This is a genomic window from Achromobacter sp. Root170, assembly GCF_001428165.1.
In the GTDB taxonomy this organism is placed as follows: Bacteria; Pseudomonadota; Gammaproteobacteria; order Burkholderiales; family Burkholderiaceae_B; genus Achromobacter; species Achromobacter mucicolens.
Genome location: NZ_LMHN01000012.1, coordinates 705898 through 716899, shown reverse-complemented (window position 1 = coordinate 716899; position 11002 = coordinate 705898). Strand labels below are relative to the sequence as shown.

13 protein-coding genes, 1 other RNA gene and 1 pseudogene are annotated in these 11002 nt (G+C 66.9%); 9 read left to right on the top strand and 6 right to left on the bottom strand.

The genetic code is table 11. From position 1 onward, the window contains the following. Positions 1-174: 174 nt before the first annotated feature. The 5 genes from ompA to ssrA all read left to right on the top strand — a co-directional run bounded on the left by ompA (position 175) and on the right by ssrA (position 4337). Positions 175-756, top strand: a complete 582-nt coding sequence (ompA, locus tag ASD87_RS13450) for an outer membrane protein OmpA (RefSeq protein ID WP_056322232.1) — start codon at positions 175-177, stop codon at positions 754-756. 148 nt (positions 757-904) lie between these two features. Then, the gene (ubiG, locus tag ASD87_RS13445; RefSeq protein WP_056322229.1) at positions 905-1633 is read left to right on the top strand and encodes a bifunctional 2-polyprenyl-6-hydroxyphenol methylase/3-demethylubiquinol 3-O-methyltransferase UbiG; all 729 of its coding nucleotides are present in this window, start codon (positions 905-907) and stop codon (positions 1631-1633) included. Further along, positions 1630-2304, top strand: a complete 675-nt coding sequence (locus tag ASD87_RS13440; protein ID WP_056322226.1) for an HAD-IA family hydrolase — start codon at positions 1630-1632, stop codon at positions 2302-2304. Before ubiG ends, ASD87_RS13440 begins: the two co-directional genes overlap by 4 nt. A 374-nt stretch (positions 2305-2678) precedes the next feature. Beyond that, a complete protein-coding gene (locus ASD87_RS13435; protein WP_056322224.1) occupies positions 2679-3857 on the top strand; it encodes an MFS transporter in 1179 nt (392 codons plus the stop codon). Between the two features lie 91 nt (positions 3858-3948). Continuing rightward, positions 3949-4337, top strand: a transfer-messenger RNA (tmRNA) gene (ssrA, locus tag ASD87_RS26590). Positions 4338-4439: 102 nt separating this feature from the next. Here the strand turns inward: ssrA and ASD87_RS13430 are convergent. Continuing rightward, the gene (locus ASD87_RS13430; protein ID WP_056322221.1) at positions 4440-4688 is read right to left on the bottom strand and encodes a hypothetical protein; all 249 of its coding nucleotides are present in this window, start codon (positions 4686-4688) and stop codon (positions 4440-4442) included. Between ASD87_RS13430 and ASD87_RS27110 the strand changes: the two genes are divergently transcribed. The 3 genes and pseudogenes from ASD87_RS27110 to ASD87_RS27595 all read left to right on the top strand — a co-directional run bounded on the left by ASD87_RS27110 (position 4687) and on the right by ASD87_RS27595 (position 5412). Then, entirely contained in the window at positions 4687-5202 is a 516-nt protein-coding gene (locus tag ASD87_RS27110; RefSeq protein WP_056322220.1) for a hypothetical protein, read from the top strand. The two genes, ASD87_RS13430 and ASD87_RS27110, sit on opposite strands and share 2 nt — an antisense overlap. After that, positions 5151-5300, top strand: a pseudogene (locus tag ASD87_RS27320) (acyl-CoA dehydrogenase family protein); the annotation flags it as partial. The gene ASD87_RS27110 and the pseudogene ASD87_RS27320, both read left to right, overlap by 52 nt. Continuing rightward, entirely contained in the window at positions 5269-5412 is a 144-nt protein-coding gene (locus ASD87_RS27595) for an acyl-CoA dehydrogenase family protein (protein WP_156403415.1), read from the top strand. The pseudogene ASD87_RS27320 and the gene ASD87_RS27595, both read left to right, overlap by 32 nt. Positions 5413-5423: 11 nt before the next feature. Here ASD87_RS27595 and ASD87_RS13420 read toward each other — a convergent pair whose 3' ends face one another. The 5 genes from ASD87_RS13420 to ASD87_RS13400 all read right to left on the bottom strand — a co-directional run bounded on the left by ASD87_RS13420 (position 5424) and on the right by ASD87_RS13400 (position 9759). After that, positions 5424-6338: a DUF4434 domain-containing protein gene (locus tag ASD87_RS13420; protein WP_235512691.1), complete on the bottom strand. Its 915-nt coding sequence runs from the start codon at positions 6336-6338 to the stop codon at positions 5424-5426. A gap of 90 nt (positions 6339-6428) precedes the next feature. Continuing rightward, positions 6429-6842: a YidB family protein gene (locus ASD87_RS13415; protein ID WP_056322216.1), complete on the bottom strand. Its 414-nt coding sequence runs from the start codon at positions 6840-6842 to the stop codon at positions 6429-6431. 128 nt (positions 6843-6970) lie between these two features. Next, entirely contained in the window at positions 6971-8215 is a 1245-nt protein-coding gene (locus ASD87_RS13410; protein WP_369818537.1) for a lytic murein transglycosylase, read from the bottom strand. Then, entirely contained in the window at positions 8203-8919 is a 717-nt protein-coding gene (locus ASD87_RS13405) for an MOSC domain-containing protein (protein WP_056322211.1), read from the bottom strand. The genes ASD87_RS13410 and ASD87_RS13405 overlap by 13 nt, the downstream gene beginning before the upstream one ends. Before the next feature lie 15 nt (positions 8920-8934). Then, the gene (locus tag ASD87_RS13400; RefSeq protein ID WP_056322208.1) at positions 8935-9759 is read right to left on the bottom strand and encodes a ferritin-like domain-containing protein; all 825 of its coding nucleotides are present in this window, start codon (positions 9757-9759) and stop codon (positions 8935-8937) included. 96 nt (positions 9760-9855) lie between these two features. Here ASD87_RS13400 and ASD87_RS13395 point away from each other — a divergent pair, with 96 nt between their 5' ends. Further along, positions 9856-10989: a GNAT family N-acetyltransferase gene (locus ASD87_RS13395; RefSeq protein WP_056322205.1), complete on the top strand. Its 1134-nt coding sequence runs from the start codon at positions 9856-9858 to the stop codon at positions 10987-10989. The last annotated feature ends 13 nt before the right edge of the window (positions 10990-11002 follow it).

Below are 11002 nucleotides of genomic sequence, written 5' to 3'. Positions count from 1 at the left end.
CCAGGGAAGCCAAAGCCCCCCAAATGCCTTAAGATTGTTTCCAGCACGCAGGAAACCCAGTAGCTATTCCTTTGAACCAGCTCTTGGCGTTGCTATACTGGCCCCGTTTTCCTGATATGCGGCGGGGGTTCGCTGCGAGTCACTTATCCAGCTTCAAGCTCAACGAGGAGAAACATGAACAAACCCTCCAAATTCGCTCTGGCGCTCGCCTTCGCCGCCGTCACGGCCTCTGGTGTAGCTTCCGCGCAAACCGTGGACAACTGGCGCAACCCGTTCGGTAACGTTTGGAAGAACGGTACGAACGAACTGTGCTGGCGCGATGCCTTCTGGACCCCGGCCACCGGCATCCCCGGTTGCGACGGCGTCCCGGTTGCCCAGCAGAAGGCGAAGCCGGCCCCGATGGCGGCAAAGGTCGTGTTCAATGCTGACACGTTCTTCGACTTCGACAAGTCGACCCTGAAGCCCGAAGGTCGCCAACTGCTGCAGCAAGTCGCTCAGCAAGCCAGCACCATCGATCTGGAAACGATCATCGCCGTCGGCCACACCGACTCGATCGGTACCGAACAGTACAACCAGAAGCTGTCCGAGCGCCGCGCCGCTTCGGTCAAGGCTTACCTGGTCAGCCTGGGCATCGACCCCAACCGTATCTATACGGAAGGCAAGGGCGAACTGCAGCCGATCGCTTCCAACAAGACGAAGGAAGGCCGCGCCCAGAACCGTCGCGTTGAGATCGAAATCGTGGGTAGCCGCAAGTAATTGCTGGACTAGCTACAATAAAGGGGCCTCGCATAGCGAGGCCCTTTTTTTCGCCTGCGCAGCGCCCCTCGGGTGCAGCGCCGAGCCCTCTCCTCGCCTAGCGCGCTGGACCCCTCTATATATAGAGCAGCCTTACGCCGGACCGCCCATGAACACGCAAACTCACGACACCGCGCAAGCCTCCGTCAACGCCGACCAGGCCGAAATCGACAAGTTCAGCGCCCTGGCCAGCCGCTGGTGGGATCCCGAAAGCGAGTTCAAGCCGCTGCACGCCATCAATCCGCTGCGCCTGGAGTGGATCCAGGAATGCGCGGGCAGCCTGGCCGGCCGCAAGGTGCTGGACGTGGGCTGCGGCGGCGGCATCCTGTCGGAAGCCATGGCCCGCAGCGGCGCCGAGGTGACCGGCATCGACCTGGCCGACAAGTCCCTGAAGATCGCGCGCCTGCACGGTCTGGAATCGGGCGTGAAGGTGGAGTACCGCAAGGTGCCCGTCGAGGAACTGGCCGCCGAGCAACCCGGCCAGTACGACGTGGTGACCTGCATGGAAATGCTGGAACATGTGCCGGATCCCGCCTCGATCGTGCGCGCGTGCTCGACCCTGGTGAAACCGGGCGGCTGGGTGTTCTTTTCGACCCTGAACCGCAACGCCAAGTCCTTCGTGTTCGCCATCATCGGCGCGGAATATGTCCTGCGCCTTCTGCCGCGCGGCACGCATACCTACGACCAGTTCATCAAGCCGAGCGAACTGTCGGCCGCGGCGCGCGGCGCCGCGCTGGAGCCGGTGAGCATGCGCGGCATGGAATACAACCCGATCACCCAGATCTACTCGCTGTCGTCCGACACCTCGGTCAACTACCTGATGGCTACCCGTAAATGAGCGCCCTGATTCTGTTCGATTTCGACGGCACCCTGGCCGACACCGCCCCCGACCTGGCAGCCGCCGCGAACCGGCAACGCACCCGCCGCGGCCTGGAGCCAATGGCTTACGAGGTGCTGCGTCCCGTGGCGTCCCAGGGCGCGCGAGGCCTGCTGCGCGTCGCGCTGGACCTGCAACCGGGTCATCCGGACTACGAGCCCACCCGCCTGCAGTTCCTGGAAGACTACGCCGCCAGCTCGACGGTGCACAGCAAGCTGTTCCCGGGCATCGAGGAACTGCTGGCCGATATCCGCAACCGGGGCATGTCCTGGGGTATCGTCACCAATAAGGTCACCTACCTGACCTTGCCCATCGTCGAATTCCTGGACCTGACGCGCGACAGCGCCGTGCTGGTGTGCGGCGACACCACCGCACACGCCAAGCCCCACCCCCTGCCCTTGCAGCACGCCGCGCGCGAAGCAGGCTTTGAGATCGACCGCTGCGTCTACGTCGGCGACGACCTGCGTGACATTCAGGCTGCCCACGCCGCCGGCATGCCCGCCGTGGCGGCTGCCTATGGCTACGTGGGCGAAGAAGACAACGTCATTGCCTGGCAGGCGGAAACCTGCGCCAATTCGCCCACGGAATTGTGGGCGGCCATCGAGCCCTTGCTGCCGCGCGACCTGCGCTGACCGTCGCGCACGGGCGGCCCGCCGGCTGCCCGTCCCGCCGGGGCGGCGTACGCGCCTGCCGGGTGCCCGCCACTGTTCGGCCTTATTAGCGCAACTGACCGAACAATCTATCCGGACGCCGGGGCTTTATCCGCCCCGCAATCTCCCCTAAAGTGTGAACCGTACACCGCGCTCCGGTTTTTTCGGATCGCTTCGCTACCGGCGCATGCCGGCGTCGTGGCCCAAGCAGGCTGCGGCGACTTCCCCGTGCTGACGGCCCTCAGCGTCCCGTCGCACCGTGCCCTGCCTGGCGTGGCGCACGCCAGACCTTTTAGACCTTGCCTTCAACTCCCTGCACGCGCGGCGCCTTCCGGCCTCGCGCCCAAGGAATGCCTATGCTTTTGCCCATCCTGCTTCTTTCCGCCGCCGGCTTCACCGTCCTGACCACCGAGTTCCTGATCGTGGGCCTCTTGCCCGGGCTTGCCCGCGACCTGAACGTCACCGTTTCCCAGGCCGGCCTGCTGGTGACGCTGTTCGCCTTCACCGTCGCGGCGACCGGCCCCCTGCTCACCGCCCTCATGGCCAACATGGAGCGCAAGCGCCTGTTCATCGGCGTGCTGGTGCTATTTGGGCTGTCCAATGCGCTGGCGGCGGTGGCGCCCAACATCTGGATCATGGCGATCGCCCGCTTCGTGCCGGCGCTGGCGCTGCCGGTATTCTGGTCGCTGGCCAGCGCCACCGCCGTGGAACTAGTGGGACCGGCACGCGCCGGACGCGCCATCTCGACGGTGGCCTTCGGCATTGTGGCCGCCACGGTGTTCGGCATTCCCATCGGGGTGCTGATCTCGGACGCCTTCGGGTGGCGCGCCGCATTCTGGGTGCTGTCCGCGGTGGCATTCGCCAAGGCCCTGCTGCTGCTCCTGACCTTTCCCAGCACGCGCGTCCGGGCCGACAGCGTGCGCCTGGTCACGCAGTTGCGCATCCTGCGCGATCCCATGGTGGTCAGCCACGTGTTGCTGTCGCTGCTGGTATTCACGGGCATGTTCACCGCCTACACCTACCTGGCCGACATGCTCGAGCGCCTGGGCGGTTTTGACGGCGAGACCGTAGGCTGGACGATGATGGCGTTCGGCGCGGTCGGACTGGCCGGCAACACGCTGGGCGGGCGCCTCGTGGACCGCAGCCCGCTGGGCGCCACGGCCCTTTTTTCGGCGCTGATGGCCGTGGGCCTGACGTTCGTTGCACCCGCCATGCAGTCGCATGGCCTGCTGGCGGTGGCGCTGGGAATCTGGGGCATCGCCCAGGCCGCGCTGTTCATCGTCTGCCACGTGCGGCTGATGAAGTCCGCCCCCGAAGCGCCCGCCTTTGCCGCGTCGCTGAACATCTCGGGCGCCAACATCGGCATCGGCCTGGGCGCCGTGGTGGGCGGGCACGTGATCGACCACTACGGCTTGGCGGCGCTGGGCGGCGCGGCCGCCATCATCGTGGCGGTTTCCGTGGGCCTGGCCGCGCTGATGATGGCGGCGGCGCGCGGCCGGCGGCAGTCCAAGGCGGCGTGCGCCAACGCCATCTGAGCCGGCGCCCGTGTCCTGGCCGCCACGCCGGTTCCGGCGGGCAATTGCGCGATGGCAGGCTATTGCGTTTGACAGTACAATAGAGGTTCTTGGGGCCGATCCGGATTCGACGTGGGTCGCGAAACAACTCAGGGCATGCCGAGCACCAGTACGCTCGTTAAACCACTGGAACACTACAAACGCCAACGACGAGCGTTTCGCTCTCGCCGCTTAAGCGGTGAGCCGCTGCACTGATCTGTCCTTGGGTCAGGCGGAGGAAGGCAACTTCCTAGGGGGGTAACCCTCGAACCGCAGCAGCGACATTCACAAGGAATCGGTCTGCGCTGGGGTCACACGGCTCAGATTTAAATTACGTGAATCGCTTTGGTCCGGCCTGTCGGTTGGCTAAGTCCAAAGTTAAAACCAAATAAATCGACTACGCATGTAGAACTGGTTGCGGAGGGCTTGCGGACGGGGGTTCAATTCCCCCCGGCTCCACCAAATTCCGTTCAGCAACGTCAGCTGAAACCAAAAATCCTCAAGGATGCAGATCCTTGAGGATTTTTTTCGTCTGAGCCCGGCGGGGCCGCCGGCATTGCGGCGTCACTGCCGGTTGATCCAGTCTTGCGCGCCCTCGATGAACCACGGCAGATTCAAGCGTTCACCCTCGCCGGACTGGATGGTCAGGCGCTGGCCGGACGGGTTGGAATCTGCCCCTGCGGGGGAATCCAACGGCCGGCTGCGGTAGTCCACGTTGCTGCGCGGTTGCTGCGGCGTGTCGGCGCAGGCTGCGAGGGATGCGAGGGCTGCTCCGGCAAGGAGCAGCCGCAGCGCTGCGTGATGTGTCTTCATGGTGTGCGGGTTCCTGCTGGCGGCACAGGCCGGTGTGCCGGGCAATAAGGCCTTCCCCGTACCTTACTCGCATTGGGCTGCCCGCGTCAGCCTGCCCCCATCCGGCTGCCGCATCGACGACCAGATCAAGCTGCACGGCTACCGCATCGAACTGGCGGACTGGACGCACACGCTGGGCCGCTGGTCCTCGTTTGTGCGGGCCGTCAATCCGCACGTGAATCCGCTGCAGGCGCAGGTCGCCCAAGGTCGGTGCAGGAGATCGGCCCAGACCGGCAAGCCACCACCTACGCCAACGTGCAGGGGCAACCAGCCCTTTGACGTGCGCATCGACGGCAAGCTCGCCGGCACGCTGCAGGTGGCGCCCGACACGTTCCGCACGTTGGTGCCGCGGCGCGACGGCGGCAGGCTGTCCTTCAGCGCCATCGACGATAGTGCCGGCCTTGCAACCCAGTCACGCGCTTCATTGCCAGCGAGATCGCACCCCACTATGCCGAGTAGGAAGCCGCCGGCGTAACGCCGCGCGCGCTGTGGCGGCGCGCTGGCGAAGAGGGGTTGCTCAACTGCGCGCTGCCGGACCCCTATGGGGCAGGCGGCGACTTCGGTCATGCGGCCGCGTGATCGACTACCAGAACACCCGCTTCAACAGGCGAATGCACGCGCGCTGCGCATCTTCGGGGGCACGAGCGAGGTCATGCTGGAAATCATCGGCCGCAGCTTCAATTGACGCGGCGCGCGTCAGACGCGCGCGTCCATCCAGGCCTGCATCAAGGCGTGCGCCTCAGGCGTATCGCCGATCACCCACGGGTCCAGCGCGAAAGCCACGATGCGCTTGGCGCCATAGCCGCGCGCCACTTCCCATTGCTCGTACACCCGGGGAAAGTCGGCCGAACGGGCCTTGAACGTCGAACCGTCAGTCGCGCCTGACGGCAGTTCCTCGAAGAGCTCCAGGATCAGGTCGAACGACGCACGGCGTTCCAGCAGCATGTCGTGCAGCGGCGCCAGCGCGCGCAGGTTGTCCATCCCCGCCACCCCCACGCCATCCTGGATCATGGGATGGATACCCACGTGGTCCAGAATGCGGCTCCACAGTGTCGCCAGCGACCCGTTGCCCGGCAGCCGGCTGAAATAGGTGGAGATGCAGGGCACGTTGCCGCTGGTCTCCTGCGCCGCGCGCGACAGCGCGTCCAGCCACGGCATCAGCAGCGACTGGCGCTCGGCGGACGCCCAGTTGTACTGTTCCAGCTCATACGGCAGATACCATCCGCGGAAGGCGCGGCGCTGGTTCCAGCCGGATTCGCGCATGTACGCGATGCCGCGCTCGCGCGTCTGGTCCAGGAAGGCGGCCAGCGCGGGGGTGTCGGCGCGGGCCAGCACGTCCCACCAGCGCTGGTCGTACGGCAGGCCGACGTGGATGCCCAGGCCCTGGTGCGCGGCTTCGTCGAACAGCGTGTCCAGCAGCGCGCCGGGCGCCATCCAGTCGTCTGGCCGCCCGCCTTCCAGGCCGGTCCATTGCAGGAAGATCTCGCGGCTGCCCAGCCGGCGGAAACTGCGCAGCCGCAGCCGCCAGTCGTCAGGCGTCAGGTCCGCGTGGCTGCGCCAGAGCTGCAGGAACGTGGCATTTACGGAAACTGGCGGCGAGCATGCCGCCAAGGGCGCCAGCGCGCCGAGGGCCAGCGCCTGAAACAGGCGCCGGCGCAGGGGGGACTTGAGCCGCGGATGTTCCAGAAGACTGCCCTGCCCTTATCCGCGGTTGCCGAAAATGCCCGAAAGCGAACCCAGCAGATCGGCCGGGTTGAAGGATTGGCCGGGTTGCACCGCGCCGTCAGGCGTGGCCTTGTCGACCAGTTGCGGCAGCAGGGCCGACAGGGAATCCAGCACGGCGCTCTCGTCTTGCCCCGTCTTGGCGGCCAGTTCGTTCACGACGCCGGGATCCAGCACGGCGCCGAGCTGGCTCGGGCTGACGGGCAGGTTCTGGCCCGTGCCCACCCAGGACGCCACGACTTCGCCCAGTCCGCCCTTCTGGAAGCTGGCGATCAGCCCGGTCAGGCCGCCGGGGTACTTGTTCAGTTGTTCGATCAGCGCGGGCAGCAGCGAGGCCGATCCGCCTTGCTGACCGCCGCCGGCCATCGAGGCCAAAGTGTCCAATAGGCTCATTGCCGCGCTCCTGAAAAAGTCGGGAAATCAGTATAGGCCCATGAAAAGCGCGGTGTGCGTCAATGCTGTTGCCGCCAGCGACGACTTTGCAAAAGTTGTAAATCGCGCGCGCGGCCACGCGATCCGGTTCACCCTTTGGCCGGGGCGGCCGATGCCCGCAGCGCCTTCAACGCCTTCTGGCCCGCGCGCCCGTCCGGCGGCAGTCCCAGTTCGCGCTGGGCGGCCTGCAAGGCCTGGCGCGTACGGGCGCCGATCATGCCGTCGGGTTCGCCCAGGTCGTAACCCCGGGCGATCAAGAGGCGCTGCAGCTCGCGCCGCTCGGCGCGCGACAGGCCAGGATCGTCCGTCGGCCAGGCCTGCAACAGCGGACCGCCGCCCCGCAAACGGTCTGACAGATGCGCGATCGCCAGCGCGTAGCTTTCGGCCGCGTTGTACGAATACAAGGCGTCGAAATTGCGCGTGACGAGAAACGTCGGGCCGTTGCGGCCGGCCGGCAGCAGCAGCCCGGCCGGGGTGTCGCCCGCCGGCAACGCCCGCCCGTCGGCGCGCGTCACGCCCTGTCTGGCCCACGCGGACATCGGGCGTTTGTTCTTGCGGCCTGCCCCGGACGTATCCAGTCCGGCCGGCAGCTTGACCTCATAGCCCCAGACCAGCCCCGGATTCCAGCCCGCGCGCTTGAGGAAGTTGGCCGTCGACCCCAGCGCATCCGGCACGCTGTCGACCAGATCCCGGCGGCCATCGCCATCAAAGTCCACCGCCAGCCTCAGGTAGGTGGACGGCATGAACTGGGTCTGGCCAAACGCACCCGCCCAGGATCCGACAAGACGCTCGGGCGCAATGTGCTCGTCCTGGATGATCTTCAGCGTGGCAAAGAACTCGCCGCGGAAATACGCCTGCCGCCGGCCGTAGCACGACAGCGTGGACAGCGAGGTCAGCAACGGCCGGCCGCCCAGCGTGCGGCCGAAATTGCTTTCCACGCCCCACACCGCGGCGATGGTGGCCGGGTCCACGCCATAGCGCACCGAGGCCCGGTCCAGCTCGGCCTGCCACCGTGCCATGCCGGCCTGCCCGTCGGCCACGCGCTCGTCGTCCACCAGACCCGCCATGTAGTCCCAGATGGGCGTCTTGAATTCCGGCTGCGCGTCCAGCAGATCGATCACCGCCATGTCGGGCACAAGCTGGGCGGTATGCGTGTCGAACGTCGCGCCCGAGACGCCGGCCTTCAAGGCGGGCGCCCGCAGTGTCGACAGGCAGGCGGCAAAGGAGTCGGCGGCCAGCGCCGCAGGCGCGGGCAGGATCAGCGCGGCGGTCGTTACCGCGGCGGTCATCACCGCGGCGCGGGCGCCGCTCAACAGGGATTTCATGCTTGGGATTCCTTGGGAGGTGCGATCGCGGCATCGCCTTGCAGGCGCCGCGTCCAGTCTTCGACTTCACCGGCACGAGCGCGCTTTTCAAACAGCGCACGCCAGTTGGGCGACAGTTCGGGCAGCGCGGCAAGCGCGTGCAGCACGCCGGGATCGAGCACTCGGCGGTTCAGGATGTCCTGCACGCGCGACAGCGGCCATTGCGGATGCGGCCGCTCCGCAAGCGTGAGGGTGTCTCCAGCCGACAGCCAGCCCGTCTGCAGCACGCGGTAATACCAGCCCGTCATGCCGCTGGCCTGAACCTGCGCGGCCATGCCCTTGTGCTGGAACCGGTGATCCAGTTTCCAGCATGGCTGGCGCGCCTGCGACACCTGGATCAGCGCCGTGCCCGCGCGATAGATGTCGCCCACGCATACGTCGCTTTCGGTCAGGCCGGTCGTGGAAAGATTTTCGCCGAAGGCGCCGGGCGCACGCAGCACGGCGCGTTCGCCCAGCGCCTGGCGCCACGCGGGATAGTGGTCGTGCGCATAGTGATGCAACGCCTTTTCCGGGCCGCCATGAAAGCGCCGGTCCGCCTGTTCGTCTCCGTCCAACCCTTCCAGGCCCAGCCAGCGCCGTTCGGCAACCGGATGCTTGTCGATGCCGCTGTCGCGTCCCGAATCGCCCAGCGGCCGCACCGCGCCCGTCAGCAGGGCGTCGATCGTGATGTTCATTTTTCCGTCTTCCAATCAGCCGGCCTGCAGCGCGGCAAGCTCGTCGTCGTCGAATCCAGCGGCGCGCCGCGCCTCCAGGTTGAAGGGGCCACGCAGGCGGGGCGCCTGATAGCGCGCCGCCAGTTCGGCGTAGCAGGCAACCGGCTCCTTGCCCGCCAGCGCGCACTGCTGCTTGTACCAATGGTTGCCGATCGCGACATGGCCGATTTCGTCGCGCAGGATGATGTCCACGATGGCGGCGCTTTGCGCATCGCCCGCGCCCGCCAGCTTGTTCCGGATCATGGGCGAGGCATCCAGACCGCGCGCCTCGAGCGTGCGCGGCACCAGCGCCAGGCGCGCAAGCAGGTCGTCCCGCGTGCGCTCGGCCATATCCCACAAGCCGTTGTGCGCGGGGAAGTCGCCATAGGCGAATCCCAGCGCGTCCAGGCGCTGGCGCAGCAGGTCGAAGTGCAGCGCCTCTTCGCGCGCCACGCGCAGCCAATCGCGGTAGAAAGCCTCGGGCATGCCGGCAAAGCGCCACATGATGTCCAGCGCCAGGTTCACGGCGTTGAACTCGATATGGGCCAGCGCGTGCAAGAGCGCCGCGCGGCCCTCCTGCGTGGCCATGGAACGCTGGCTGACCTGGGCCGGCGGGACGAGTTCGGGCCGCGGCGGGCGGCCGGGCAATCCCTCGACCGGCGCAAAGACACGTGCGCAATCGAGCCGTGCATCGTCGGCAATGGCGCGCACGCGCGCCAGCTTCTCGGGCCATGCCGTGGCGGCCAGCGCCGCCAGCGCCTGCGCGCGGATGCAACGCGCATCGTCCTCCTGCCCGCCGGGGGCCGTCTTGCTGCTGTCCATGTTGCCGTCGTTCCCGGGCGCCGCCTGGGCGCCTCAAATCCCTGTCATTGCCATGGCTTGCACTCCAGGCATTGCCGAAGACTTTATCATTCGCGGATGGATCCCTTGCGCCTTACCTTGGAAACCGATCTGTCCCGCATCGACGCCCGGCAATGGGACGCGCTGGCCGGGGATCAGCCCTTTCTGCGCCACGCCTTTCTGCTGGCGCTGCACGAGACCGGCTGCGCATCGCGCCAGACGGGCTGGGCGCCGCATTTCATGGCGTTGTGGCGGGACGATGTGCTGGCCGGGGCCGTGCCGCTTTACCTGAAGTCGCATTCGCGCGGCGAGTATGTGTTCGACTACGCGTGGGCCGACGCCTTTCAGCGGCACGGCATGCGCTACTACCCGAAGCTGTTGTCGGCCATCCCGTTCACGCCGGTCACCGGCCCGCGGCTGTTGGCGGCCAACGACGAAGATCGCGCGACGCTAGTGCGCGGGCTGGTCGCGTTTGCCGAAGAGGTCAACGTGTCGTCGCTGCACCTGCTGTTTCCCATCGACGCCGACGTGCGCGCGTTGCGGGAAGCCGGCTTCATGATCCGCGAGAGCGTGCAGTTTCACTGGACCAATGCGGGCTACGCCGACTTCGACGCGTTCCTGTCCGCCATGAGCCACGACAAGCGCAAGAAGATCCGCCAGGACCGCAAAAAGGTCGCGGCGGCGGGCCTCGCTTTCCGCTGGCTGCGCGGCGGCGAAATTGGCGTGGAGGAACTGGATTTCTTCTACAGCTGCTACTGCCGCACCTACTTCAACCACGGCAACCCGCCCTACCTGAGCCGCGAGTTCTTCGAGCAGGCTCATCGCGACCAGTCCGACGCCTTCGTGCTGATCCTGGCCGAACGCGACGGCGAGCCGGTGGCGTGCGCCCTCAACCTGGCGGGCGGCGACGCCCTGTACGGGCGCTACTGGGGCGCGACGGAATACGTGCCGGGACTGCATTTCGAGACGTGCTACATGCAGTCGATCGCGTATTGCATCGCGCACGGCATTGCGCGCTTCGAAGGCGGCGCGCAAGGCGAACACAAGATGGCGCGCGGGCTGCTGCCTACGCCGACGTGGTCAGCGCACTGGGTGGCGCACCCGGGTTTTGCCGAGGCGATCCAGAACTTCCTGGACGAGGAAACCGCGGCAGTGACGGACTATCTGGGCGAACTGGAATCGCACACGCCGTTCAAGGGCTCGGGTATCTGACACCGACTTAAGA

What these genes read in the sequence shown, in the direction of transcription:
- ASD87_RS13395 (WP_056322205.1), top strand. Translation starts at nt 9,856, where the DNA reads ATGGATCCCTTGCGCCTTACCTTGGAAACCGATCTGTCCCGCATCGAC.
- ASD87_RS13415 (WP_056322216.1), bottom strand. Translation starts at nt 6,842, where the DNA reads ATGAGCCTATTGGACACTTTGGCCTCGATGGCCGGCGGCGGTCAGCAA.
- ASD87_RS27595 (WP_156403415.1), top strand. Translation starts at nt 5,269, where the DNA reads ATGGGGCAGGCGGCGACTTCGGTCATGCGGCCGCGTGATCGACTACCA.
- ompA (WP_056322232.1), top strand. Translation starts at nt 175, where the DNA reads ATGAACAAACCCTCCAAATTCGCTCTGGCGCTCGCCTTCGCCGCCGTC.
- ASD87_RS13400 (WP_056322208.1), bottom strand. Translation starts at nt 9,759, where the DNA reads ATGGACAGCAGCAAGACGGCCCCCGGCGGGCAGGAGGACGATGCGCGT.
- ASD87_RS13405 (WP_056322211.1), bottom strand. Translation starts at nt 8,919, where the DNA reads ATGAACATCACGATCGACGCCCTGCTGACGGGCGCGGTGCGGCCGCTG.
- ASD87_RS13440 (WP_056322226.1), top strand. Translation starts at nt 1,630, where the DNA reads ATGAGCGCCCTGATTCTGTTCGATTTCGACGGCACCCTGGCCGACACC.
- ASD87_RS13430 (WP_056322221.1), bottom strand. Translation starts at nt 4,688, where the DNA reads ATGAAGACACATCACGCAGCGCTGCGGCTGCTCCTTGCCGGAGCAGCC.
- ASD87_RS13435 (WP_056322224.1), top strand. Translation starts at nt 2,679, where the DNA reads ATGCTTTTGCCCATCCTGCTTCTTTCCGCCGCCGGCTTCACCGTCCTG.
- ASD87_RS27110 (WP_056322220.1), top strand. Translation starts at nt 4,687, where the DNA reads ATGGTGTGCGGGTTCCTGCTGGCGGCACAGGCCGGTGTGCCGGGCAAT.
- ubiG (WP_056322229.1), top strand. Translation starts at nt 905, where the DNA reads ATGAACACGCAAACTCACGACACCGCGCAAGCCTCCGTCAACGCCGAC.